Origin of the sequence: Mesorhizobium sp. M1169, assembly GCF_040318345.1 — a bacterium.
In the GTDB taxonomy this organism is placed as follows: Bacteria; Pseudomonadota; Alphaproteobacteria; order Rhizobiales; family Rhizobiaceae; genus Mesorhizobium.
The window spans coordinates 30,474-56,166 of sequence record NZ_JAMYME010000009.1 but is presented as its reverse complement, the minus strand read 5'-3'; the positions used below and the strand labels follow the sequence as shown (position 1 = coordinate 56,166).

General features: G+C 61.2%; 21 protein-coding genes and 1 pseudogene. 12 read left to right on the top strand and 10 right to left on the bottom strand.

Annotated features, from left to right (window positions below; all coding sequences use genetic code 11):
- Positions 1–47: 47 nt before the first annotated feature.
- The 5 genes from NKH41_RS11845 to NKH41_RS11825 all read right to left on the bottom strand — a co-directional run bounded on the left by NKH41_RS11845 (position 48) and on the right by NKH41_RS11825 (position 6,429).
- Entirely contained in the window at positions 48–2,081 is a 2,034-nt protein-coding gene (locus tag NKH41_RS11845) for an aldo/keto reductase (protein WP_352770097.1), read from the bottom strand.
- A 56-nt stretch (positions 2,082–2,137) separates the two neighbouring features.
- The gene (locus NKH41_RS11840) at positions 2,138–3,235 is read right to left on the bottom strand and encodes an ABC transporter ATP-binding protein (RefSeq protein WP_352470902.1); all 1,098 of its coding nucleotides are present in this window, start codon (positions 3,233–3,235) and stop codon (positions 2,138–2,140) included.
- Positions 3,236–3,243: 8 nt separating this feature from the next.
- Positions 3,244–4,095: a carbohydrate ABC transporter permease gene (locus tag NKH41_RS11835; protein WP_352770094.1), complete on the bottom strand. Its 852-nt coding sequence runs from the start codon at positions 4,093–4,095 to the stop codon at positions 3,244–3,246.
- A complete protein-coding gene (locus NKH41_RS11830) occupies positions 4,092–4,952 on the bottom strand; it encodes a carbohydrate ABC transporter permease (protein ID WP_023675946.1) in 861 nt (286 codons plus the stop codon). Before NKH41_RS11830 ends, NKH41_RS11835 begins: the two co-directional genes overlap by 4 nt.
- A gap of 205 nt (positions 4,953–5,157) precedes the next feature.
- On the bottom strand, positions 5,158–6,429 hold the full coding sequence (locus NKH41_RS11825) for an extracellular solute-binding protein (RefSeq protein WP_352770091.1): 1,272 nt from the start codon (positions 6,427–6,429) through the stop codon (positions 5,158–5,160).
- Positions 6,430–6,535: 106 nt separating this feature from the next.
- Here NKH41_RS11825 and NKH41_RS11820 point away from each other — a divergent pair, with 106 nt between their 5' ends.
- On the top strand, positions 6,536–7,408 hold the full coding sequence (locus tag NKH41_RS11820) for a helix-turn-helix domain-containing protein (protein WP_023675948.1): 873 nt from the start codon (positions 6,536–6,538) through the stop codon (positions 7,406–7,408).
- 9 nt (positions 7,409–7,417) lie between these two features.
- On the opposite strand, the gene NKH41_RS11815 is transcribed toward NKH41_RS11820, so the two are convergent.
- Both NKH41_RS11815 and NKH41_RS11810 read right to left on the bottom strand, forming a co-directional pair.
- Positions 7,418–8,656, bottom strand: a complete 1,239-nt coding sequence (locus tag NKH41_RS11815) for a M24 family metallopeptidase (RefSeq protein ID WP_352770088.1) — start codon at positions 8,654–8,656, stop codon at positions 7,418–7,420.
- A 189-nt stretch (positions 8,657–8,845) separates the two neighbouring features.
- Positions 8,846–9,184 (bottom strand): hypothetical protein, encoded by a 339-nt coding sequence (locus tag NKH41_RS11810; RefSeq protein ID WP_023675950.1) that lies wholly within the window; start codon positions 9,182–9,184, stop codon positions 8,846–8,848.
- Positions 9,185–9,585: 401 nt separating this feature from the next.
- Between NKH41_RS11810 and NKH41_RS11805 the strand changes: the two are divergent.
- From NKH41_RS11805 to NKH41_RS11790, 4 genes and pseudogenes are all read left to right on the top strand, one after another.
- Positions 9,586–9,890: pseudogene (locus NKH41_RS11805) on the top strand (ferritin-like domain-containing protein); the annotation flags it as partial.
- A gap of 492 nt (positions 9,891–10,382) precedes the next feature.
- Positions 10,383–11,597, top strand: coding sequence for a glycosyltransferase family protein (locus tag NKH41_RS11800; RefSeq protein ID WP_352450264.1), 1,215 nt, complete (start codon positions 10,383–10,385; stop codon positions 11,595–11,597).
- Between the two features lies 1 nt (position 11,598).
- The gene (locus NKH41_RS11795; protein ID WP_352770086.1) at positions 11,599–12,843 is read left to right on the top strand and encodes a glycosyltransferase; all 1,245 of its coding nucleotides are present in this window, start codon (positions 11,599–11,601) and stop codon (positions 12,841–12,843) included.
- Positions 12,840–14,018 (top strand): glycosyltransferase family protein, encoded by a 1,179-nt coding sequence (locus tag NKH41_RS11790; protein WP_352779491.1) that lies wholly within the window; start codon positions 12,840–12,842, stop codon positions 14,016–14,018. Before NKH41_RS11795 ends, NKH41_RS11790 begins: the two co-directional genes overlap by 4 nt.
- Before the next feature lie 211 nt (positions 14,019–14,229).
- Here NKH41_RS11790 and NKH41_RS11785 read toward each other — a convergent pair whose 3' ends face one another.
- A complete protein-coding gene (locus NKH41_RS11785) occupies positions 14,230–14,898 on the bottom strand; it encodes a class I SAM-dependent methyltransferase (protein WP_352450272.1) in 669 nt (222 codons plus the stop codon).
- Between the two features lie 85 nt (positions 14,899–14,983).
- Between NKH41_RS11785 and NKH41_RS11780 the strand changes: the two genes are divergently transcribed.
- From NKH41_RS11780 to NKH41_RS11765, 4 genes are all read left to right on the top strand, one after another.
- Positions 14,984–15,349: a hypothetical protein gene (locus tag NKH41_RS11780; RefSeq protein WP_352470896.1), complete on the top strand. Its 366-nt coding sequence runs from the start codon at positions 14,984–14,986 to the stop codon at positions 15,347–15,349.
- A gap of 17 nt (positions 15,350–15,366) precedes the next feature.
- Entirely contained in the window at positions 15,367–18,081 is a 2,715-nt protein-coding gene (locus NKH41_RS11775) for an ABC transporter transmembrane domain-containing protein (RefSeq protein WP_352500819.1), read from the top strand.
- Positions 18,082–18,238: 157 nt separating this feature from the next.
- Entirely contained in the window at positions 18,239–18,688 is a 450-nt protein-coding gene (locus tag NKH41_RS11770) for a cyclic nucleotide-binding domain-containing protein (RefSeq protein ID WP_023675957.1), read from the top strand.
- Positions 18,689–18,814: 126 nt separating this feature from the next.
- Positions 18,815–19,669, top strand: a complete 855-nt coding sequence (locus NKH41_RS11765; protein WP_352470894.1) for an MBL fold metallo-hydrolase — start codon at positions 18,815–18,817, stop codon at positions 19,667–19,669.
- 1 nt (position 19,670) lies between these two features.
- On the opposite strand, the gene NKH41_RS11760 is transcribed toward NKH41_RS11765, so the two are convergent.
- Complete coding sequence (locus NKH41_RS11760; RefSeq protein WP_352770081.1) at positions 19,671–20,495, bottom strand: polysaccharide deacetylase family protein; 825 nt, start codon at positions 20,493–20,495, stop codon at positions 19,671–19,673.
- Positions 20,492–21,580 carry a glycosyltransferase family 4 protein gene (locus NKH41_RS11755; protein WP_352770079.1) on the bottom strand — a complete coding sequence of 363 codons (1,089 nt, stop codon included), beginning with the start codon at positions 21,578–21,580 and terminating at the stop codon, positions 20,492–20,494. The genes NKH41_RS11760 and NKH41_RS11755 overlap by 4 nt, the downstream gene beginning before the upstream one ends.
- Positions 21,581–21,654: 74 nt before the next feature.
- On the opposite strand from NKH41_RS11755, the gene NKH41_RS11750 reads away from it, so the two are divergent.
- From NKH41_RS11750 to NKH41_RS11740, 3 genes are all read left to right on the top strand, one after another.
- Entirely contained in the window at positions 21,655–22,833 is a 1,179-nt protein-coding gene (locus tag NKH41_RS11750; RefSeq protein WP_352770077.1) for a DUF3095 domain-containing protein, read from the top strand.
- A gap of 104 nt (positions 22,834–22,937) precedes the next feature.
- Positions 22,938–24,281: a nucleotide sugar dehydrogenase gene (locus tag NKH41_RS11745; protein ID WP_352770076.1), complete on the top strand. Its 1,344-nt coding sequence runs from the start codon at positions 22,938–22,940 to the stop codon at positions 24,279–24,281.
- 51 nt (positions 24,282–24,332) lie between these two features.
- Complete coding sequence (locus NKH41_RS11740; RefSeq protein ID WP_352684409.1) at positions 24,333–25,673, top strand: adenylate/guanylate cyclase domain-containing protein; 1,341 nt, start codon at positions 24,333–24,335, stop codon at positions 25,671–25,673.
- Positions 25,674–25,693 lie beyond the last annotated feature (20 nt).

The window sequence follows — 25,693 nt, the reverse complement described above, 5'->3', positions numbered from 1 at the left end:
TCCGGAAGCTAAGGACGCAGCGTAGGCCGAAGCGACTGCCGCTGCCGTCAGGCCCGCGCGCGGGCCTGATCCGAACCGCTATCCAGCCATGCGAGATCGTCCGGCGAAAGTGAGATGTCGAGCGCCTGGAGGCTGTCTTCCAACTCGTCGAGCGTGCGCGGCCCGATCAGCGGGACGGACGGGAAGGGCTGTGCCAGCACATAGGCGAGCGCGACGTGGATCGGGCTTTTGCCCAACCGTCTGGCGAGCTCGATGGCGCGGTCGCGACGGCCGAAATTCCTCTCCGAATACCAGACCCGGACCAGCTCCTCATTGTCGCGCCGGTCGCGGCCGGCGCGGTCGGTGAAGAAGCCGCGGCCCTGGCTCGACCAGGCGAAATTCGGCATCTGCCGGGCGGCGAGCCAGGCCTTCCATTCGTCGCTGGAGGAGGTGACGCAGCCTGCCCAGATCGGCTCCAGCATCTCGGCCAGCGAGAAATTGTTGGAAAGCGCACCGGGCTTCTGCTTGCCGGTGCGCTCGGCATAGGCAATCGCCTCATCCATGCGTTCCATCGTCCAGTTCGAGCCGCCGAACGGACCGCGAATGCGGCCGGCCTTGACCTCGCGGTCCATCGCATCGACGAATTCGTCGACCGGCACATCCGGATTGTCGCGGTGCATGAAATAGACGTCGATATGGTCGGTCTGCAGCCGTTCGAGCGACTGGGTGAGCTGCTTGCCGATGACGTCGGGATAGCAGAGCGGCGAGTGCGCGCCCTTGCCGATGACCACCGACTGCTCGCGCACGCCGCGGTTCTTCAGCCACTGGCCGAGCAGCGTCTCGGTATAGCCGGAACCGTAGACGAAGGCGGTGTCGAACAGATTGCCGCCGGCCTCGAAATAGGCATCGAGCAGGATGGCGCCCGACGAAAAGGTGCGGAAATCCTCGAAGCCGAGCGCCAGGCACGAGGCCGGCCGCGGCAGGCCCGGAATGCTGCGCTTGGGGATGGCGGTTCCGCCGGAGCGCAGCTTCCGTCCGGAGATCGTGTCGACGCGCTTTGCCGGTTTCTCGATGTCGTATTCGAGCCCGATTGCGGCCCGCCATTTGTCGAGCACGCGCAGATTGCCGAGACTGTCGGCCCAGCCCATGCCGGGCCAGGCGAACTCCTGCTTTCCGCCGAGAATGGCCTCGCCGGCGGCGTCGACCTCAAATGCGTACAGCCAGCCGTCCTCCGTGACCTCGACCACCTCGGTGTCACCCGGACGGATGATGCGGATTTCGCCGGTGCCGCCTTGCTGGCCGCCGGCATACCAGAAATCCGCCACCTCGATGCGGCCTTTGCTGCCGAGAATACGCAAGACATTGTCCTGAGCGAGCGAGATGCTGCAGGACACTTCCGCGACGATGCCGCCCGGAAAATGCAACAGCGCCGACGCCCATTCGTCGACGCCGGATTGGCCGAGATGCGCAGCGCCGACGACTTTGTCCGGCTCGGCGAAGGGCTTTCCCACTGCTGCGCCGGCAATGAGCCGCGCCATCGAGACGGGATAGCCGCCGACATCGAGAATGCCGCCGCCGGCAAGATCCTTGGCGTAAAGCCGGTGCTCCGGCATGAAGCCCGGCATGGCGAAGCCGAAGCTGGATTTGATCATCTTGATGTCGCCGATCGCGCCGGTCCTGATCAGCTCGACCAGCCTGGCCGTCTGCGGATGCAGCCGGTACATGAAGGCTTCGCCGAGAAAGGTGCCGGCCTTGCGCGCGGCATGGATCATGGCGTCGGCTTCGAATGCGGTCAGGCCAAGCGGCTTTTCGCAAAGCACGTGCTTTCCGGCCTCGGCCGCCTTGATCGCCCATTCGGCATGGCTCGGATGCGGCGTCGAAATATAGATCGCGTCGACATCCGGATCGCCAACCAAAGCCTCGTAGCCGTCCAGGATGCGGGCGCCGGGGAAAGCCTCGGTGAGCCCCGACTTGCCGGGATTGCGCGCCCCTAAGGCGACCAATGTGCCGGTGCGCGAATGGGCGACGCCCCCGGCAAAAGCCTTGGCGATGTTGCCGGGCCCGAGAATGCCCCAGCGAACTTTTTCTGGTTTGGACGTCATGTCAAATCTCCGTGGGGTGGCCGCGAGCAATCGCGATCGGACAAAAGAAAGATGGGTTAGCGAATGCGTGCGCCGGTGGCGTCGAAGAGAAGCGAGCGGTCGGCTTTGATCGACACCACCAGGTCGTCGCCGTTCGCGCGATGCCGCGAGGCCTCGCGCTCGATGATCAGTTCCTCGCGTCCGCCCCCGGTACCGGAATTGGCATAGACATAGCTCACCGATCCCAAGTGCTCGGCGACGTCGGCCTTGAGGGTAAGGTCGCAATCGCCCTGGCCGGCGTCGAAGAAATGCTCCGGCCGCACGCCAAGCACAACATCGCCGCCTGTTGCAGGCAAGGCATCCGAAAGCGGCTTGCGCAGTCGCGCGCCGCGATGATTGACCAGTTCGACGACCGCCGCACCGTTGTCGGCCCCGACCATTTTTGCCGCCAGGAAGTTCATTTTCGGCGAGCCGACGAAGCCGGCAACGAAGCGGTTGGCGGGGTCGTCGTAGAGATCGAGCGGCGCGCCGATCTGCTCGATATTGCCGGCGTTGAGCACGACGATCCTGTCGGCCAGCGTCATTGCCTCGGTCTGGTCGTGCGTCACATAGACCATGGTAACGCCGAGCTCCTTATGAAGGCGCGATATCTCGACGCGCATCTGCACCCGGAGCTCGGCATCGAGATTGCTGAGCGGTTCGTCGAACAGGAACACTTGCGGCTCACGCACGATGGCGCGGCCGATGGCGACGCGCTGGCGCTGGCCGCCCGACAATTGCCGCGGCCGCCGCTTCATCAGCTCGGCGATGCGCAGGATTTCGGAAGCCCGCTTCACCCGCCGCTCGGTATCTCCCTTGGGGTTGCCGGTCATTCTCAGGCCGAAGCTCAGATTCTGCTCGACCGTCATGTGCGGATAGAGCGCGTAGGACTGGAACACCATGGCGATGCCGCGATCGGCCGCCTCGACGTCGTTCACCACCTTGCCGCCAATGGCGATCTCGCCGTCGCTGATGTCCTCGAGCCCGGCGATCATCCGAAGCAGCGTGGACTTGCCGCAGCCGGAAGGGCCGACGAAGACGACGAATTCGCCGTCATCGATGTCGATATTGGCACCGTGGACGATCTCGAAGACGCCGAAGCGCTTGATGACGTTTTTGAGTGTGACTGCCGCCATGCTGATCCTTACTTGATGGCGCCGGCGGCGATGCCGGCAACGAAATGGCGCTGCAGAAGCACGAACACGACGAGCATTGGCGCGGTCAGCATCACCGCGCCCGCCATGATGCCGCCCCAGGACACCTTGGTGAGACCGATCAGCGTGCCGAGCGCCACGGGCGCGGTCATCGCGCCCGGCTTGGAATTGATCAGCAGCGGCCAGAGATAGTTGTTCCAGGAGGCAAGGAAGAGGATGATGGCGAGCGCCGCCAGTATCGGCCGCGCCAGAGGCAGTGCGACGAACAGGAATATCCGCCATTCCTTGACGCCCTCGACCTTGGCGGCGTCGAACAGCTCGTGTGGCATCATCGAAAAACTCTGCCGCATGAAGAGCACGCCCAGCGAATTGAACAGCGGCGGCACGATCAGCGCCACCCAGGTGTTGGCGAGCTTGAAGTCGCGCGCCACCATGATGAATTGCGGTATCAGCACGACCGCATAGGGCAGCGTGATGGTGCCGAAGATGATGGCGACGACCATGCCCTTGCCGAAGAAGTTGTAACGCGCCAGCGCCCAGCCGGCCATCGAGGTCAGCATCACCGACAGGAAGGTATAGGTCACCGCCACCGAGACGGAGATGCCGATGGCGCCGATGAAATTGGTGCCGCGCTGCAGATTGCTGACATTGTCGAGGAAATTGCCATGCGGCAAAAGCTCGATGTCGGGGCTGAAGATGCCGTTGTCGGGCATCGTCGAAAAAACCACCATCATCCACAGCGGAAACAGCCAGACCAGTGCCAGCGGCGTCAGGAACAGATGCAGCGCGATGCTGCGTCCCAATCTGGCCTGGGAGCGGCTGACTCTTGAGTGCGAGGTCATTTCGGTTCCCTCGTCAGCCATATCTGCACCAGCGAAATGGCAATCGCCAGCCCGGCCATGGTGTAGGCGACGGCCGAAGCGTAGCCGAAATTGAGCGACCGGAAGCCCTGGCGGTAAAGCAGCAGCCCGAGCGTTTCGGTGCCGCCGCCCGGCCCGCCGCGCTCGGTGATCAGGAAGGGCTCGGTGAACAGCTGCATGGTGCCGATGATCGACAGCACGGCGCAGAACACGATGATCGGCTTGAGCAGCGGCAGCGTGATGTAGAAGAACTGTTTGACCTTGCTGACCCGGTCCAGGGTCGCCGCCTCGTAGACATCCTCGGGAATCGACTGCAGGCCGGCGAGCAGGATGATGGCGTTGTAGCCGGCCCAGCGCCACGTCACCGCCATCATGATCACCGCCATCGCCGGGGTGACGTTGGTAAACCAGTCGACACTGGGCAGGCCGATGCCGTTCAGCAACTTGTTGATGATACCGTAGTCGAGATTGAACATCAGCCGGAAAACCGCCGAATAGGCGACCTCGCCGACCACGACCGGCGCGAAGAAGGCAAAGCGGAACAGGCCACGGGCCTTGAGCAGTGGCGAATTCAAAAGCACCGCCATCACAATCGCCAGCGAAATCATCACCGGCACCTGGATGACAAGGATCAGCAATGTGTTCTTCAAGGCATTGAAGAAGGCCGGATCGCCGATCAGCCGGCCCCAGTTGAAGGTCGGCGCGAAGCGCCACGGCACGGTGCGCGTCGCCTGGAACGAGATCAGGAAGGAATCGATGATCGGCCACAGCCAGAAGATCGAAAAAATCAGCAGATACGGCGCGAGAAAGCGATACGCCGTGGCGTTCTGGTAGCGCATCGTTTTCCTCCTTTCTGCTTTCAAGTTCTTGCCTTCTCCCCTTGTGGGAGAAGGTGGATCGGCGCGTAGCGCAGAGACGGTTGAGGGGTGATGGCCGGAGTGCCGCCGGCGCCAAGCTGGAGCACCCCTCATCCGTCGCCTTCGGCGATACCTTCTCCCACAAGGGGAGAAGGGGAGCCGCGCGCTCGGAGCCGCCTCGTCTAGATCACGACTTGACCGGCAGGCCGGTCGCCGCGGCGATCTGGCTTGCGGCATCGTCGAGCGCTGCCTTGGCGTCGGGATAGCCGCCGGCCAGATATTTGGTCTGCACCGCGCGGATGATGATTTCGGCGTCGCTCTGGAACGGCGTGCCGCGGCTGGGGACGACCTTGGGCAAGGTGCCGAGGATGTCCTTCCACACGGCTTGGCCACCCCAATAGGGCAGGCCTTCGGAGACATAAGGGTCGTTGAGCGCCGAGATCAGCGACGGCACCAGGCCGAAGCCTTTCAGCATGGTGATCTGGCCCTCATTCGTCGCAAGCGTGTATTTCAGATAGGCGTAGGCGGCTTCCTTGTTCTTCGACACCGAGGTGATGGCGAGCGAGGAGCCGCCGAGATTGGCGGCGCGCGGACCGTCGGCGGTCAGGCTCGGCATCAGATAGACGCCCCATTTGCCTGCCCCATCGGGCGATTCGGTGCGTATGGTGCCTTCATACCAGCCGCCATACATCTGCGTGGCGACCTTGCCGGCGGTGTTGTTGGTGATCTTGGTGCTCCAGTCGGCAGAGGAAATGATGCCGGCGTCCTTCATCTCCTTGATCTTGGTCATGGCATCGACGCATTTGGGCTGGTTGACCGTGATCGATTGCCCGTCGGCGGAGAAGTAGGCGCAACCCTGCTCGTTGGAGATCATGCGGAAGAATTCGGAATCGCCGTTGAAATCGGCGTTGGTCATCGTGACGCCGGGATTGGCGGCCTGGATTTTCTTGGCGGCGGCGATGAAATCGTCCCAGGTCTTGATCGAAGACGGATCGACGCCAGCCTTCTCGTAGAAGTCGCGGCGGTAGAACATCGCCACTGGACCGGAATCCCAGGGCATCGCATAGGCCTTGTCGTCAACCTCGAGCTCGGTACGCTTGAAGTCGGGGAATTTTGCCTGGTCTTCCGCGGTGTAGCCGAGCGTATGCAGGTCGACGAAGCAATCCGGGAACTGGCTCCAGTAGTTTTCGGCTTCGCCGTTCTCGATCGTAACGATGTCAGGCAGCCCCTCGCCGCCGGCGGCACAGCCGGCGATCGATTTGTCGTAGGTCGGCTGGTTGCCAAGGTCCTCGACCGTCACCTTGATGTCGGGATACTGCTTGTTGAAGCCCGCTATGGTGGCCTTCAGCGACGAAGCGGCGATATTCCAGCTCCAGATCGTGATTTCACCGGACTGCGCAAAGGCCGGGCTGGAGCCCAAGGCAAGCGCGAGCGCGGCGCAGGTCAATTTTATGCGCATTGAAATCCTCCCATTTCAGTTGCTCTCTGTTTGCGAGCGTGGCTAGACTAGGCCTCGGGAAAGCCTTGTCCGCGACAAAGGGAATAAGAAATGAGCGGAAAGTAAGATGCCGGAAAGGCCGTTTTACCAGCCTGGCGCCAGCAGCGTGGAGGGCCTGCCGCTGCTGCTGCAGATGTTCCACACCCAGCCCCTGGTGATGCTAAAGCCGCATTGGCACGCCCAGGTCGAGGTGAATTTCATCGTGCGTGGCGCCGTGCATTACCGCATGGATGGGCACGGGCTTTCGCTTTCTGCGGGCGACATGTGCCTGTTCTGGGGCGGCCTGCCGCACCAGATGGACGAAGCCTCCGACGATGCCATCTATGCCGGCGCGCATTTGCCGCTGGTGCATTTCTTCCGGCTGCATTTGCCCGTCGAGGTCCGCAACAGACTGATGACCGGCGCGACACTGGTGACCGACGCCACCGACCGGTCGGACGACCACAATTTCGAGCGCTGGAACCGCTATGCCCGCTCCGGCGACCCGGTCAAGGCCGAGCATGCCGTCAACGAGCTTTTGCTGCGGCTGGAGCGGGTGCGCTTCGAGCCTTACCGGCTGGTGCCCGAAACCCCGGTCGAACAGGAGATAGGCAGTCCCTTCGATCAGCAATCGCTGCGCAATGTCGGGCGCATGTGCGACTTCATCGCCGAGAATTTCCTCTACGAAATCGATTGCGTCGACATCGCCGCGGCGGCCGATATCCATCCCAAATACGCCATGAGCATCTTCAAGAAATCGACCGGCATGACGCTCAATGAATATGTGAACTTGCTGCGCCTCAGCTACGCGCAGGCGCTGCTGATGCATCAGGATGCCAATGTGCTGCGCGTCGCCATGGAATCGGGCTTCGGCTCGCTCAGTGCCTTCAACAAGTCGTTCCGCAAGCTTTCCGGCATGTCGCCGTCGGATTTCCGCAGGGGCGTGGCCGGCGCCAGATAACGGCTGGATTCAAGCGATAATATCCAGGCGCCTCGGCAGGCGGTTCATCGGCGACGGCCCGTTGGCGGTGATCAGGAACTGGTCCTCGAGATTGAAGCTGGCGAGACCGTCGATGTAGAGCGGGATTTCGAATGCCAGCACCATGCCGGCCTCGATCACGACATTGCTGTCGGCCGAGATGAACGGCCATTGCTCGGAAAACACGGAATTGCCGACGCCGTGGCCGAAATGGCCGCGGCGATAGGAACGCAGGCCCTGGCGCGCCAGGCTTTCGCTGGCGGCGCGATGCACGGCGGCTAACGGCTTTCCGGGCATAAGCGCGGCAAGCCCGTCGGCGAAGGCGCGTTCGGCTATCGCATGCAATTCGGCCTGTTCGGGCGAGGGCGGCCCGAAGGTGAAATTCCGCGACATATCCGAGGCATAGCCGTTCACGCTGCACACCATGTCGGCCTTCAGCGGATCGCCGGCGGCGGCGACGACGTCGGCGCCTTTTGGGCGAGCGCCCAGCGTGACGTATTCCGCCGTCGAGATTTGCTGCGACGACCCGGCGGATGCATCCGCGACGCCTTGCCGGTAAAGCGCGACCAGCTCAGACTGACGCATGCCGGTCGTCGCATGCTGCTGCAGCCGCGACAGGCCGGCTTCCGACAGGGCGATGCCCTGCTGCAGAAGGTCGATCTCGCTCTGCGATTTGATTGCCCGCAGCCTGTCGAGAACCGGCGAGCCGTTGACCAGGGCAGTGCCCGGCAACATTGCCTGCATCGCGGAAAAATCGCTGGCCGAGACGAAATCCAGCTCGATGCCGAGCGTCGCACGCTCCAGCCCGAATTCTGCGAGGATCGTTTTCAGCTCGCGGACGGAGCGGGCAAGCTCGAAGGTCGCCGGACGTGAAAACCCGGGGGCGCGGCCAACCAGGCCGGCCTCGATGCGCTGCGCAACAGGCCGGTCGGCCGTCGCCGGCTCGAGCGACGCCGATTCGATCCAGATCGCATGCGTGCGCAGCACGGCGCCGGCCATCGCCGCCCGGAGCCGGGCAGCCTGGAAATCCGCCACCACGACGCCGATCGGCAGGTCGCCTCGCTTGGGAATAACGACGAAACCGGCGCCGGCCCGCCGGAACAGGCCGGCCGGGCCGATCCAGGCACCGGTGGCATATTGGAACGCCTCGGGCTCACAAAGCACCAGCGCCTCGATGCCGGCGCGCTGCATCAGGTCAGTTGCGCGCTCGCGGTCGACAAAGCCGGCCATGGGATCTCCTCGAATGCAATCGAAACCGACGCCGATGCGGCGGCGTTTGGCCTTAGCGTAGCTTCAGTGCCGCCGTGGAGCAGCTTTTTTCTGGAAGCGCTGTTCACCTTTGAGAGTTCGTCGTCGGGAAACGAAAAAAGCCGCGGCGAACCACGGCTTTCAACGCGACAAGTGGTCTGTTTCGAATGCTCACTCGGTTTCGTCAGAGGTGTCGTCGGCAGTGTCTGCCGCGTCTTTCGCGGCCTTTCTATCCAGCGCTGCCTGCAAGGCCAGCGTAGCCTGCGGCGAGGCCGGTGTCGTGGCAACGACCGCCATTGCATGAGCAACGCCGGTCGTCGACTTGTCCTTGGCCGCGGCGGAAGTGGCGGCTCCGTGTCCCTGCGAGCCGGCCCCGGCCGAGTTTCCGCCGTTACCGTTGCTGCCGCCATTGCCGTTGCCATTGCCATTGCCCCCGGGAGCAGCGAGTACCGGAGACGCGACAAGGGTGAGAGCGGCTACAGTCGCGAATAGACAGGTGCGCGTTTTCATAGTTCCTCCTTCGAGTCGCCCTCCCGCCAGGATGGGTTTCTGATGAAAAACGTCAGGACTTTCGAATCCGAAAGTCGGCTGTTACCTAGCTTTGTTCAAATACAGTATTCTACAAGACGGACCTTGGTCCGAAATCGATACGCAAAAGTCCTGGATTTTATCGACAGCGTACTTCGGACGACCGCAGCGGCGGGATTTTTGCTGCCGGCAGATCCGGCGGCGCTGCAGCGCAGTGTGCGTCGGCTGACATCAGGCTAGGGTCGAGGAAACCTAGCTGCTCGACCATCGGTGAGATCATTCAAGGCGATTGAGAAACATTCCACATCTCCTGAAGTTGGGAGCGCAGGTGCGCTTTTGAGGTGCCAAAATGTTTGATGCCGGCGGGCTTTTGGGAGGAAGCCATGATCCGCGTCACGCCTGCATTTCGTGTTTCGCGCCGCCGCGCGTTGCAGTTTGGCCTGGGAGCAACGCTCGCTTCGGCCACCGGCCTTGCCCCGATTTCCCGGGCCTATGCGCAGGATGAGGTCAAAGACGAAGACATTTTTTTCCGGTTCGCCCTCAATCTCGAATATATGCGGAAGCCGAATATTACCTGCGCGGTACAACCGGAAAAGGGATCGAAGACTCGGATACTGGCCCGAAGGCCGGCGCTGTCGTTGGCGGTAAACAGGTCAGCTTTGACACGCCTGCAATCGGCGAGTTCATGTGCCCATGGCGTCCAAAAAGCTAGTGAGTTCAATTGGCTCGCCCGAAAAGAGTCGAACTCCTGACCCTTAGATTCTGGTCTGAGAAGTCAAGATCTAGGCGGTTCGAACGTGTCCCATACTCCGTCAACGCTCCGGCTTCCCACCGCAAGGCACATCATGGTTTAGGAGCTTGGCTTAGACGCTCGAAGTGAAGTACCCAGCCCATACCTTATTCCATTCTGGAGTTTCCACGTTTTTCGCAGCGGTCAAGGCCGCCGAGAATCCGAGATGGTCAATACCAGTGAAATGATGCAGGTTCTTCTGGACCACGTGGCAAGCAGGCCGCTGAGCAGACGTAGCTTCCTGGTTTCAGCATATGGACCCTCTTTGTAATACGAATTGAAAATTGCGCCCTCATGTTTCAGAACAGGTCGGTAGACCCGCGAGGATGATTTCGAATCCTGCGGGTCGCTCACGGTCCTCAAGGCGAGAATTCTAAGAGACGTTCAACAATGACCCAGCACGCAGAAAACGCTCGAATTCTCATGTACAGCCACGACACGTTCGGGCTCGGCCATTTGCAGCGCTGCCGGACTATCGCGCATTCGCTGGTCGAGGATTTCCGCGGACTTCAGGTGCTCATCATTTCGGGTGCGACTATCGCTGGCGCCTTCGATTACCGCGCCCGTGTCGACTTCGTGAAGATCCCCAGCGTCATCAAGCTGCGCAACGGCGAATACACCTCGCTGGAAAAGGACATCGATCTGCATGAGACGCTAAGGATGCGCCAGTCGATCATCCGCCATACAGCTGAGACCTTCCGGCCCGATATCTTCATCGTCGACAAGGAACCGCTCGGCCTGCGCGGTGAGATTGAGGACACGCTGTCCTACCTCAAGACGCGGGGCACCACGCTGGTGCTTGGCCTGCGCGAGGTGATGGATGCGCCGCATCTGCTCGAAGCAGAGTGGGCGCGCAGAGACGTGATGCGCAAGATAGGCGTCTTCTACGACAAGGTCTGGGCCTATGGTCCGCCGGATTTCTACGATCCGTTGACGGGCTTGGATGTGCCCCCGGCTGTCAGGGCAAAGATGAGGTTCGTCGGGTTCCTGCAACGGAGCCTGCAGCGGAACGAGTTGCCCGGCCACCGGCCCGAGGGCGACTATATCCTCGTTACTACCGGTGGCGGCGGTGACGGCGCCGATCTGATCCACGACGTCATCGATGCCTATCAGCAGGATCCGCAATTGCAGCATAGAGCCCTGATCGTGCTTGGGCCTTACATGCCGGCGCGCAAGCGCAACAAGCTGCTCAAGAAGGGGTCCAAGATCCCTTACATCAAGATCATCGAGTTCGACAACCGCATGGAAGACCTGATTGCCGGCGCCAAGGCGGTAGTGGCGATGGGCGGCTACAACACCTATTGCGAGATACTGTCTTTCGACAAGCCGGCGCTGATCGTGCCGCGCGTCGAGCCCCGCCGGGAACAACTGATCCGCGCACGGCGCGCAGCCGAACTCGGCCTCATCGAGATGCTTTTGCCGGAAGAAGCCGAGGACTCCCGGCGGTTTGCCGATGCACTGAAGGTGCTGCCGGACCGGCCCCGCCCATCGCAGAGCAATCCGCATCTGACGCTCGAAGGGCTGCCTCATATTTCCGAAATCGTCGCGGAACTGCTCGACCGGCGGGCCGGCCATCACCTTTCGGTCATTGAAGGAATGACCTGAGTTGCAACATCGCAAGATCGTCGTGGTTCTGAAGGGTTATCCGCGGCTGTCCGAAACCTTCATCGCGCAGGAACTGCTCGGTCTTGAGCGTGCGGGGTTCGACCTGATACTCGTCGCGCTCAGGCGGCCGACCGACGAAAAACGCCACCCCGTGCATGACGAGATCAAAGCCCCCGTCCATTATTTGCCGGAATATCTGCATGAAGAGCCGCTGCGCGTGCTTCGCTCGCTGTTTGCCTGTCTGCTGCGTCCGGGCTTCTGGCGCGCGCTCGGATCGCTGGCTGCCGATATGCCCCGCGACTTTACGCGCAATCGCGCACGGCGCTTCGGGCAAGCGCTCGTGCTGGCGGCCGAATGGCCGGAAAACGCGGGCTGGCTGCATGCACATTTCGCGCACACGCCTGCATCGGTGACGCGCTATGCCAGCCAGCTTCGTGGCCAGCCCTGGACCTGCTCTGCCCATGCCAAGGACATCTGGACTTCGGCGGACTGGGATCTGGCCGGCAAGCTTTCCTCGGCGCGCTGGACGGTCACCTGCACGAAAACCGGCTTCGACCGTCTGAAAAAACTCGCTAACGGCAACTCGTCTGTGCATCTGAGCTATCATGGGCTCGACCTTGATCGCTTCGGCAGTTTCGGCAAGGCGCGAAAGCAGCATGACGGCTCGGCTCCGGACGAACCGGTTGTCGTTCTGAGTGTCGGGCGCGCCGTTGAAAAGAAAGGTTACGATACGTTGCTGGAGGCCCTTGCCCTGCTGCCCGGCGATTTGGCGTGGCGTTTCGAGCATATCGGCGGCGGCGAAGAACTGGAACGGTTCAAGGCGCTGGCGCAAAAGCTCGGCCTGGATGGTCGCGTCTCTTGGAAAGGCGCGCTTGCGCAGGAGGAGGTGCTTGAGCACTACCGCCGCGCCGACATCTTCGCCCTGGCCTGCAGGATCACCGCAAATGGCGACCGCGACGGTCTGCCGAACGTTCTGGTGGAGGCGGCTAGCCAGCGGCTTGCCTGCGTGTCGACCGATATTTCCAGCGTGCCGGAGCTTTTATCGCCGGATGAAACCGGGTTGCTGGTTCCGACGGAAAACCCGATTGCCCTGGCACAGGCGCTGGAGCGCCTGATCCGAGATCCCGTGCTCCGCGACCGCCTCGGCGACGCCGCAGAGCGGCGCGTGCGCGCCAATTTCGATCACATGGCAAGCATTGGACAGCTCAAGGAACTGTTCGAGCGGGAGTGGCGGGCCGCCGAATGAAGCGGCTGCGCGCTTTCTTCTATGTCCAGCACTTGCTCGGCATCGGCCATCTCGCGCGCGCCAGCCGCATTGCGGCGGCTCTGGTCGATGACGGGTTTGACGTTACCGTCGTGACCGGCGGAGCGCCGATCGCCGGGTTTCCGGGACTGGGTGTACAATCTGTAACCCTGCCACCTGTCACCTCCGGTGATGAAGGATTTTCGGGACTTGTCGACCTGCAAGGCAACCCGATCGACGATGATTTCAAGAAATGGCGTTCAGAGATGCTGCTGCAGGCATTCCGGGATTGCAGGCCTGATATCGTCATTGTCGAGGCGTTTCCATTTGGACGCCGGCAGATGCGTTTCGAACTCTTGCCGCTGATCGAGGCCATCGACGCGACGTCGCCCAGACCGCTGCTGGCGACGTCCGTCCGTGATATCCTCCAGGAGCGCGTCAAGCTGGGCCGAAACGAGGAAACGGTCGATCTCATCAACGGGCATTTCGATCTTGTTATGGTCCACGGCGATCCGGCTTTCGCAACCATCGACAAGACATTTCCACTGGCTGGGGCGATCAGGGCCGAGGTCACCTACACGGGGCTCGTTGCCGCGCCGCCGTCGCCCGCGGCCTCCGAGCGCTTCGACGTTCTGGTGTCGGTTGGCGGCGGGGCTGCCGGAAAGAGCCTTGTCAGATCCACCATCGCAGCGGCGCGGAATGCCAACAACGCTTGGAAATGGTGCTTGATCACCGGCCCAAACCTGCCGAAAGACGAGTTTGACGCGATCGCACGCGATGCCACGCCGGGCCTGTCCATCTTCCGGTTCCGCGAGGATTTCGCCAGCCTGCTGACCGGCGCCCGCCTGTCAGTCTCGCAGGCGGGTTACAACACGGTCTGCGATGTCCTGCGCGCGGGTTGTCGCTCCCTACTCGTCCCATTTGCAGCCGGCGGGGAAACCGAACAGACGGTTCGCGCCCTGATGCTCGAAGAACTCGGTCTTGCAACGGTGCTTATGGAAGAGGACCTGACGCCTGAAGGTTTGGCGCAAGCGATCGAACAAGCGCTTGTGGAACCGACGCCATCCGCGCATCGTCTCGATCTGGAAGGCGCGCGTCGCTCCGCGCAAATCCTGCGTGAGCGGCATCGAACATGGTCCCTAAATGTGGGGCCCGGTTTCGGAAAAGTTCATGATTAAACAGACGATAGATCCTAGAGCGGTTCATCGTTTCACGCAGAACCGCTCTGTCTCTTTGTTTTGACGCAATTCCGGACGGAAAGCCGTTTCCACACTTTCCTGCAAATGCTCTAACGCGCGTCGCGCCTGGTGAGATTCGTGCGACGCGCTTCAAGTCCTGTTTTTATGCATGTCGTTTCCCAAACCGCTACGCGCTTTTGGGCGAAATGCGTTAAACAGTTCCAATCAGCATGAAGCGCGTATAATTTTTTGTCGGCAGTTCGCCGGAGAACCGCACCTCCCGTAGCGCCGCCATTTCCTCGAAGGCTGCAAGCGAAGCCACGCAGTTGATGTGCGTCGGCTCGCTGAAATAATCGTTCGATTGCAGCAGTACATTCGTGCCCGGCGGAAGCAGAGCAAGCCAGGCGCGCAGATCGGCTATGTGTTCGCAGCTCGTATTGACCATCAGATCGGGCCGCCCGGCCGCATAGTCGAGTGCGTACATATCTGCCGTCAGCGCCCGGAACCGGTCGCCGGCTTCCCGGTTGAGGGTCCGGGCGACCGGCGCGACTTCGGGATCGATGTCGATACTATCGACCGCCGCGATGTCGAAGCGGGCGTCGTTGAAAAGCATTGCCGGCAATACGCCGTACCATCCACCCAGAACCCATATGCGTCCGAAGCGGCCGCCGCCGCTTTCGAACAGCCTGTCGAGCGCCCACATCTTGCAGGCGACCTGCTTGTGGTTGAAGGCGTTGGCGATATCGGCCTTCGGATGCTTGGCGACGACCCGCGCCAGCCCTGCCACGAGAGGGCAGTTGACATAAGCAGCAATTCCCCGCGTGAGGTCTAAGGCTTGCTCGTGCCAGTCCATGGCATTGCGTGGTTGCGTGACATCCATCATAATTCGTCTTGTATGTTGGGATTTTGGGCGACACAACGCAATCTTGCCTCCCGCAAGACTGTTTGATTCCGCGGACGTGATCATGCTGCAAGCCGCTTGGCTATTGCCCGGTGCCGGAGAGAGCCTGTTGCATCTGTCCGGATCATCGGCGTCCATCCGCCAGCACCAGCCGCGCAGCTGCGGCCTCGTGCCGCTCGGCTGTTCGCCAAAGCCCTACGAAAGCCGCGGACCGTTTGGCCAGCCGCTGTCTTCGCCGATCAACAATGCCCATGTCGATGCCATCGACCATGCGTCGGAACTGGATCGCGCCGCCTCGCAGGTTTCTTGCATCGTTGAGCGCAGGACAATGTCCGTGCACAGCAGCTTCGAGCTTGTCGTTGGCGATGAAGAAATTGCCGATACGCCATTCGCCAGCAGGTGCTTTTACATCCTGCATCCTTCCAACTGAAGGGTCCACAGTCGCATATGGAAGCCAGCCTAGCCCGCTATATCTGGACGCACACCAAGAAGCAGCAACTCTGGATATTGATGATCGTCGTGCTTTCGATGATCCCGTATTTCATGTCCTTCGACCTGCCGAAGCTGATCGTCAACGGACCGATCCAAGGTCGCGGCTTCGAGCAACCGGGCGCGACCCAGCCATTCATGAGGCTACACTATAACCTGCCGTTCGTTGGAGAGGTCCAGTTCTTCTCCGGTTTTCAGCTCGACCGCAAGGAGACCCTGTTTGCCCTGAGCCTTGTGTTCCTCTTGCTAGTCGTCATCAACGGCCTGTTCAAATTCTACATCAACACCTACAAGGGCCGCCTCGGCGAACGCATGCTGCGGCGTATCCGCTTCGATCTGGTCGACCGTGTGCTGCGTTTTCCGCCGGTTTATTTCAAGCGGGTGAAATCCGCCGAAGTGGCGACCATGGTGAAGGACGAGGTGGAGCCGCTGGGCGGCTTCATCGGCGACGCCTTCCTGCAGCCGGTACTGCTCGGCGGCCAAGCGCTGACGGCCATGCTGTTCATCATGATCCAGAACGTCTGGCTCGGAATGATAGCGGTCGTGATCGTGGCGATCCAGATCGTGCTCATCCCGCGAATGCGGCGGCGGCTGATCGTGCTCGGGCGCCAACGGCAGTTGACCGCGCGCGCGCTTTCGGGCCGGGTTGGCGAAATCGTCGACGGCATCGGCGCGGTTCACGTCCACGATACATCAAACTACGAGCGCGCCGACATAGCTGCCCGGCTCGGGCTCATCTTCAAGATCCGCTTCGATCTTTACCAATGGAAATTCATGGTGAAGTTCCTCAACAATTTTCTCGCGCAGCTCACGCCCTTTCTGTTCTACATGATCGGCGGGTATCTGGTCCTCGAGGGGCGGCTGGACGTCGGCCAGCTCGTGGCTGTGATCGGCGCCTACAAGGACCTGCCCGGACCGATGAAGGAACTGATCGACTGGGATCAGGATCGGCAGGATGTCCAGGTCAAATATCAACAGGTCGTTGAACAGTTCACCGTCGAGGGTCTCATCGCCCCGAAAATCGGGGCATTGACGATCGACGATCCCGATCCGATGACCAAGCCGCTGTCGGCGATCAATCTGTCCGTAGCAGACGATGGCGGTGCAATGCTCCTCAACCGTATCTCCCTCCAGGTCAAGCCGGGTGAGACGGTGGCACTGGTCAGTACCGCAACAGGTGGAGCGGAGGCGCTTGCAGAAGCCTTCGCGCGGCTGACCTGGCCGGACAGCGGAAGGGTCGCTTCGGGCACCGACGACCTGCTTGAACTCCCCGAAGCAGTAACCGGCCGGCGCATGTCGTATGCCTCGTCGGATGTTTTCCTGTTCCAGGCAAGCCTCCGCGACAACCTGCTCTACGGGTTGAAGCATGCGCCGCTGACATCGGTGCCTTATGACGGTGCTGCGGCAGATCAGCAACGCTGGAACATTCACGAGGCGCGCCGGTCGGGCAATCCGGATCTTGATATCCACAGCGACTGGATCAACTATGCTTCCGCTGGCGCTACCGGCCCGCACGACCTCTTTGAAGCCGTGCGCCGGGTGCTCGACGCGGTTGTTCTGTCGCGTGACATTCTGGATCTCGGCTTGCGCTCTTCGGCCGACCTCACGCGTCACACGGAGCTTGCCAGGCGGATCGTCGAACTGCGTGCGGCGCTGCGGACCCGGCTGGAACAAGAGGGGCTGAGCGGACTGGTGGTTCCTTTCGAACCGGGCGCCTACAACAAGGAAGCAACGATCGGCCAAAACCTGCTCTTCGGCGCTGCCGCCGGCCCTGAACTGGCCGACAGGGCCCTGGCGGCCAATCCCTATTTTGCTTCCGTGCTGAGGCAAGCCGGCCTCGACCGAACGCTCTACGAAATGGGCTTGGAGATCGCCAAACAGGCGATCGAGCTGTTTGCCGACCTGCCGCCCGATCACCAGTTCTTCCAGCAGCTCGCCTTCATGAGCGCGGAGGAGATACCCGCCTACGAAACCTTGCTGCAACGGCTCAAGAACCGTCCCTACGAGGCGGTTTCGGAAAACGATCGCGCCATGATCGTTACCTTGAGCTTTGCCTACATCGAGCCCCGGCACCGCTTCGGCCTGCTGAGCGACGAGCTGATGAGCAAGATCGTCGCTGCACGCAACCGGTTCTATGAAGACCTGCCGCCCGAGCTGCACAATGCGGTCGAACGGTATGATCCTGCCAAATACATTGCCGCGGCCACCGTCATGGATAATGTCCTGTTCGGGCGTGTGGGCAACAATCATCCCGACGCGCCCGACCGCATACGCTCCATCGTCTATGACATTCTTGACGAACTGGGGCTTTATGGCGAACTTCTGGATGTCGGCCTGGACTTCAACGTCGGCTCCGGCGGCAGGCGGCTGACCGGTGGACAGCGACAGAAGCTCGATGTTGCCCGAGCCTTGCTCAAGCGTCCCGATTTTCTCATTCTCAACCGGCCGCTGTCGGCGCTCGATCAGCGCATGCAGGATAAGGTGCTGCGAAATGTGCTCGAGGAAGCCAGGCGCGACGGCCATTCGCCGGCAATTGTGTGGGTCGTGACGAGTCCGGCAATGGCGATGATGTTCGATCGCGTTATCGTCTTCGACTCGGGTCAATTGGCGGAAGACGGAACACACGAGACACTTTTGGCAGGGAACGGTATCTTCAAGGAACTGTTGTCATAGAGCAACGGATATTCAGATGGGATCATTCTGCCGGTGCACGACATCGGGCTCGCCACCTTTCGCGTGGTTTGTCTCGCCATCCCGGAAAGAGAATTGATTCCATCGGGGCGTCCGTTGCTCTAGTCTGGCAAACGCGAATTTTGGAAGGTTTGCGACAATGCTGCTCAAGGATGAAGTTGGAATGCTGCAACGCGTTCCCTTGTTCTCTGCCATCGAGCCGACAAAGCTCAAGCTGCTTGCGTTCACATCCGATCGTGTGAGCTACAGCGCCGGCCAGATCCTTTTCCGGCAGGGCGACGAGGGAGACGCCGCCTATGTCATCCTTTCAGGCAGAGCGGATATTCTTGTCGATTCCGACAGCGGACCGATAAAAGTTGCCGAACTGGAGCCAAATTCGATCGTTGGCGAGATCGCCATATTGTGCAACAGCTCCCGCACTGCCACCGTCAGAGCGGCAAGTCCGCTGGAAGCCCTGAGAATCCGCAAGGATCATTTCCTGAGGCTTATGAGGGAGTTCCCGGAAATGACCATCGAGATATTGCGGGTTCTTGCCGATCGCCTAAGCCATACGACCGCGGATCTGATCGACGCACGAAGCGCCAAATAACGAAGGACGTGCGCTCGATCCTCGCCGTCGTGACGGCACTGTCCTCTCGCTGAGAAGATCACCCGGAGAAAGCCTGTCTGTCTCGCCTAGCAGCAGTTGTTTGGATATGATGGGCGAAGGGGTAGCATGGACGACAACGTTTTCCTGGTCAGGTTTTGGGGTGTCCGCGGCAGCATTTCGGTATCAGGCCCAGAATTCTCTCGCTATGGCGGCAACTCAATCTGCGTCGAGATGCGATGCGGTAAGCACACGCTTCTGTTCGACGCAGGCTCTGGCCTACGGCCTGCCGGCGCGGCGCTTCAGGCGTTGGGCGTGACCGATTTCGACCTGCTTTTCACCCATTGCCATTACGATCACATCATCGGGCTGCCGTCTTTTGCGCCGATCTATGATCGGGGCGCCAAGGTTACGCTTTGGTCCGGGCATCTTGCAGGACACATGACGACCCGGCAGATGGTCGATGAGTTCATGCGGCCGCCGTGGTTTCCGGTGAAACTGGAGGCCTGCAAGGCAAGCCTCGACTATCGCGATTTCGTATCCGGAGACGTGCTTCGCCCGCGCGAAGGGGTGGTGGTCCGAACCGGCAGTCTTATGCATCCGGGCGGCTGCATAGGCTACCGGGTCGAATGGGGTGGCGGCGTCGTGGCGGTGATCACAGACACTGAGCACGACCCGGATAAACTCGATCAGACGGTGCTCGGCCTGATCGAAGATGCCGACCTTGTCATCTACGATTGCACCTACACCGAGGAGGAAATGGAACGCCGCCGCGGTTACGGGCACTCGACGTGGCAACAGGGCGTCAAACTCTGTGAGGCGGCAGGTGCGCGGAGGCTTGCGCTGTTTCACCACGATCCGACACGCACCGACAAGGAACTGGACAAGATCCAGAAACTGGCCAAGGACAGGTTTACCGGCGCTTTTGCCGCGCGGGATGGCCAGACGCTCAACATTCCAGTCTCATTGCGCAAAAAGCGCTGAGCTATTTTCCTCTATCTCTTTGTCTTGACGCAATTCCGGACGGAAACCGTTCACACTTTCCTGGAATTGTTCCATCGGCGCTGCGCCCGATCAATGTCCTGATCGGAAGCCATGCGCAGGCTTCAGTCTTTGCGGTGACTGTGAACAGCCGTTCGAGGAAGAGCCAGGCCGGTTCATCATGTACGAGATGGTGGGTGAGCAGGCCCACCGGTTCGCCCCCATCGAATGCATGCTGCAATTGCGCGATGATAGCCTGAACCAATAGGCCATGATCGCGGCAGCCGCGCGTGCCATGCCAATCCATGATGTCGACATTGCTGTTGATGACCGCAAGTGAAGCCGGCGTTGGCGGCCCATAGACCGACAATGCCGAAAATCCTATCGATCCAAGGTCGGATACCAAGCCGGCGTCGATCCTGTTCCAGGGTGGCACCAGCATCGGAACGGCACGTGCGCCGTGCAGGCCGGTTACGTGCGCCAGCCCGCGAGCCACATCATCGAGCACCGCCTCGCGTGGCCGATGCGCGCCGAGCTCCTGCTTCTTCTGGCCCTCGGGCGCATGATTTCGGTGCGCCCAGCCATGGATGGCGACCGTGGCATGCGGCGCCTCGTCAAGCCGAACGACAAGCTTCTCGTCAGTCAGGGCGGGAATGACGGCCAGAGTCACCGGAACCGCGAATTCACCGGTGAGGTCGAGCAACCGATCAAGCGCAGGCGTCGGATCCACGGCGTCATCGTCGCGCAGCCAGAACTCTGCCTTATGGTCCGCCCGTTGCCGGCTCGCCAGTTCCTCCACCAAGGGTTGCCAGATCTGATCGGATGTCATGAGACCGGGATCTTTGCAAGAAGTTCGGCCAGACGCGCCGCCGCAGCACCGATAGAACGTTCTTCGAGGATGAAACGTCTGGCTTCTGCGGCCATGATGGATCTTTCGTCGTTACGGGCCAGAAGCCTTTCAATGGCAGAAGCGAACGCCGCCACATCGCCCGGCGGGGTGAGAAACCCGGCCTGGCCATCCCGCACGACCTCCGGCACGCCGGCGATGTCCTGAGCCACAACCGGAAGGCCGGCGGCCTGTGCTTCAAGATAGGCAACGCCATAGGCCTCGCCGAAACCCGGCCAGACGTAAATTCCCCCACTGTAGAGAACATCCGGCACGGCGGCTGGCTCAATCGCGCCAAGCCATTTGATACGGTCGGCGGGCAAGCTGGCGAATTGCGCTTTGATCTCCTCGCGGGCAGGTCCGTCCCCGACGACCGACATCGTCCAGGGCAGGTGACCGATCGAACCGAGCGCCTGCGCCAGCATGCCATAGCTTTCGACTTTGTCGCCCGGGCGCATCATGGCGACCGTAACGAGGCGCGACGGACAACCCCGTGCCGGCGTTTCCCGGAATGGCGATGTGTCGATGAAGGGCGAAAGCCTGCCGAAAGCGGCGTCGGGTACCGCATCTGCCAGTCCCTGACGATCCCTTTGCGTGAAGCAGATGTTCAGCGCCGCCTGTTCGACGGCTCGCGCCACCAACGCTTGCGTATCGGCCCACAAACCGGTGTTGCGCCGCCTCGAATAGGAGGCTTCCGCTGTCACATAGGGGACACCAAAGGCCAACGCCAGTTCGGGCCCGATCAGGTCGGGTGCCTTGTAATAGGGATGATAGGTGAACCACAGATCGGGCTTGCCGTCACGATCCCAAAGCCTTGCCAGCCGCGCGGCTTCCTCCCGGGCCTCGATCTTGAGCGCATCGAAACTTTTCGAATCCGGTTCGCGTAGATAAAAGCGCAATTCGGATGCCAATTCGACGCTATGCCTTCCATGCTCCAGTGCCTTGACCAGCATCCGTGCCATCTGGCGGTCGCCGGAGGCAACGGGATGATTGGGCGACTTCAGCGGCGCATAGAAGGCAATTCGCATCGCCGGACCCTATCATCGGAAAGCCTGCGCAAGTCAAATTCGAAGCATGATCGACTTCACCCTCAAGCACTGGAATGTGCTATCTGATGCTCATGGAAACAGCTGCCGCGTCCGATCCGTTTGTTGCTTCTCTGCCGGTCTTCGCAAAGTTCGAAAGCGTTGCCGATATCGATAACTATCGGCCTCTCCCCGATAGCTGGGCGCTGGCCACCGCCGACATCGTCGGCTCGACCAAGGCGATCGAGGCGGGGCGCTATAAAACCGTCAATATGGCCGGTGCCAGCGTCATTTCGGCGCTGCTCAATGCGCTGGGTAGGCAAGATCTTCCCTTTGTCTTCGGCGGCGACGGTGCGCTCGTGGCGTTTCCCGGCTCGGCGCTGGAGATCACCCGCAACGCGCTGGCGGCTGTCCAGAGATGGGTGGCGGACGAACTGGACCTGACCTTGCGTGCCGCAATCGTGCCGATAAAGGATATAAGAGCGCAAGGCCTCGACGTTCGCGTGGCGAGGTTCCAGGCCTCCGATGCGGTCTTCTATGCCATGTTCGCCGGAGGTGGCGGCAGTTGGGCGGAAGCCGAGATGAAAGCGGGGCGCTACCGCATCGATCCTGCGCCGGCCGGCGCGCGGCCGGACCTGACCGGCCTCTCGTGTCGCTGGAACCCGATCGAAGCCCGGCATGGCGAAATCGTTTCGATCATAGCCATACCGGGGGCGTCGCGCGACTTGCGCGGTTTTCAGTTTCTGGTTTCCGACATCATCGCCCTTGCCGGCAGGCAGGAACGCGATGGCCACCCGGTGCCGGTGAACGGGCCGGACTACAGTTTGCTGCCCGCCGGCCTCGATATCGAGGCGCGGGCCACGGCGCCGGCAGGACGGCGGTGGCTGTCGAAGCTGTGGATAGTGTTCCTGATGACGCTTACGGCTGTTACGGATAGATATGGCTGGACGATCGGCAGATTCGATCCGAAGATCTACAAACGCGAAGTGGCCAGCAATTCGGATTTCCGGAAGTTCGACGATGGCTTGAAGATGACCATCGACGTTGACGCGGATGTGTTGCAACGGATCGAGAACCGGCTGAAACAGGCGGAAGAGGCGGGCATCTGCAACTATGGCCTGCACCGCCAGAAATCGGCCTTGATGACATGCCTCGTCGCATCGCCGCTGCAGCGCGATCACGTTCATTTCATCGATGGCGCCGCCGGCGGCTATGCGATGGCTGCCGCAAGCCTTAAGGCGAAGGTGCCGGTCTGACGCTTGCGGACATCGATTTTCCGCAATATGCCTCGGGGCTCTTGTGAGCGGTGAACCTCACCATGGAAGCGGACGGCCTGTCCGAATTAACAGAAAGCAGATTGTTGGACGCCTCACGATCGATATATGACCGTCTTCTGACCCGGATTTCGACGCGCGCCGCGCAAGTCGGCGTGATCGGACTGGGCTATGTCGGGTTGCCGCTGGCGGTTGCGATCGCACGCGCCGGCTTCCCGGTTTCCGGCTTCGACATCGAAGGCCAGAAGGTCGAGAGCCTGAACAACGGCCAATCCTACATCGAGGCGGTGACGTCGACAGCTCTTGCCGGCCAGGTGGCAAGCGGACGGTTCCGCGCCACTGCGGATTTTGCCGAACTGGCCGTCTGCGATGTCATCATCATCTGCGTTCCGACACCACTGACGAAACACCGCGAGCCGGATCTCTCCTTTGTCAGGAACACCGCAGGCACCATCGCGAAGCATCTGCGTCTCGGCCAGCTGATCGTGCTGGAATCGACCACCTATCCCGGCACCACCGACGACGTGATCAAGCCCATCCTGGAAAAAACCGGCTTGCAGTCGAGGATAGATTTCTTCCTCGGCTTCTCGCCCGAACGCGAGGATCCCGGCAACCGCAGCTTTGAAGTCGCGACGATCCCCAAGGTCGTGGCAGGTGACGGCATTGAAGCGGCGACGCTCGTGCAGGCTTTCTACCATGGCGTGGTCAAGACCGTCGTTCCGGTTTCCACCACGGCGACCGCCGAGGCGGTCAAGCTGACGGAAAACATCTTCCGCTCGGTCAACGTCGCCCTCGTCAACGAGTTGAAGATCGTGCTCGGTGCGATGGGAATCGACATCTGGGAGGTGATCGAGGCGGCAAAGACCAAGCCCTTCGGCTACATGCCTTTCTATCCCGGCCCTGGACTTGGCGGGCACTGCGTTCCGATCGATCCCTTCTACCTGACGTGGAAGGCTCGCGAATACGAACTGCCGACCCGCTTCATCGAGCTGGCGGCAGAGATCAACACGGCCATGCCGCGTCATGTGGTCGATGAACTGGCGAAGGCGCTGGACCGGCGCTGCGGCAAGGCGCTCAGCCGCTCGCGCATTCTCATCATCGGGCTCGCCTATAAGAAGAATGTGCCCGACATCCGCGAAAGCCCCTCATTGCGGCTCATTGAACTCATCGAGGAATGGGGCGGCAAGGCGGAATTCCACGATCCGCATGTTGCCGAAATCCCGGCCACACGGGAGCATATGGCGATCAAGGGGCGTCGCTCGGTCGAATTGACCGAGGCGGCCTTGAAGGATTTCGACGCTGTCGTCGTTGCAACCGACCACGACGCGATCGACTATCAGGCGATCGCGGATCACGCTCTACTGATCGTCGACACACGCAATGTTTTTGGCCGCCTCGGGCTAGCCCGAGAGACGGTGGTGAAGGCCTGACGGCGTCCAAGCCGGCGAATTTGTGGCAGATCAGGGAGATTTCGAGATAGCATGAGCACAGCGCAAGCAGAAATTTCTGCCATTCTCATGGATAAGGTTGCCGATTGGCTGACCCAATCGGCGTTGGCGGGCAACGACCTGGAAACATTGGTAAGGGGCTTTTGTGAACGGCTGGCTGCTGCCGGCCTGCCGTTGAAGCGGGTGCATTTGAGCTTTTCGATGCTTCATCCGCTTTATGACGCGCTCGGCTTCACCTGGCTCCGCGGCCAGGGCCTGGAAGTGGAAGGCTTCCGCAAGGAGAACGGCGTTCATTCCGACAGATTCCTGACCAGCCCATACTACCATCTGCTCAGCCACAAGCTGGACCATCTGCGGCGCCGGCTCGACCCGTCGGTGCCGTCGGAATTTCCTGTTTTCGATGACCTCAAGCTGATGGGCGTCACCGATTACATGGCTTTTGTCCATCCCTTCAGCGGCAACACCAGTCAGGGCATGATCGGGTCTTGGTCCACCGACAGTGCTGCAGGCTTCAGCGACAGCATGATTTCGGCGCTGCTGCGCATCCAGAACCATCTCGCTATCGCAACCAAGATGGCGGTGCTCACCAAGCTTGCGGACAACATGATGACCACTTATCTCGGCGGCGACGCCGGCAGGCGCGTGCTCGAAGGCCAGATCAAGCGCGGCGAGGGTGATACAATCCGGGCGGCACTGGTCATGGGCGACATGCGCGGGTCGTCAAGACTTGCCGAAACCTCCGGCCGCGAAGTCTATATCGATACGCTGAACCAGTTTTTCGACGCCGCTGCTGCACCTTTCAATCGCAAGGGCGGGCAGATCATGAGTTTCATAGGTGATGGCTTCATTGCCGTCTACCCTTGCGCAAGGCACCGTTCACAGTCCGAGATCGCCTGCCAGGCTGCTCTTGCAGCAGCGCACAAGGCCACCGCGCGCATGATGGATCTTAATCTGCGCAGAAAGCAGCAGGGATTGAGCGACATAAACTATGGTATCGGGCTGCATGTCGGCAATGTGATGTTCGGCAATGTCGGGCTTACCGACCGGCTCACATTCTCTGTCTTCGGCTCGGCTGTAAACGAGGTCCAGCGCCTCCAGACCCTGACCAAGAAATATCCGCACAGCGTTCTCGCCAGCAAAGACTTCGCCAGCTATTGCGGCGCCAACAACTGGCTGGCGCTCGGCATGGAGGAACTGGCGGGCATCAGGCAGAAGCTAACGGTGCTTTCACCCGATTTGTCGGGTGCTCTCGCACTCGATGAAGACGGTGCGCTGGAGCCGATTTACGACCGCATATCGGACGCCGAGCAGGTCATGCTGCTTCATCGCAATGCCGCGCGGCCGTCCGCGGGCGACCCGAGGAAGCTCCAGTAACCGCCACGCTCTGATCCGAA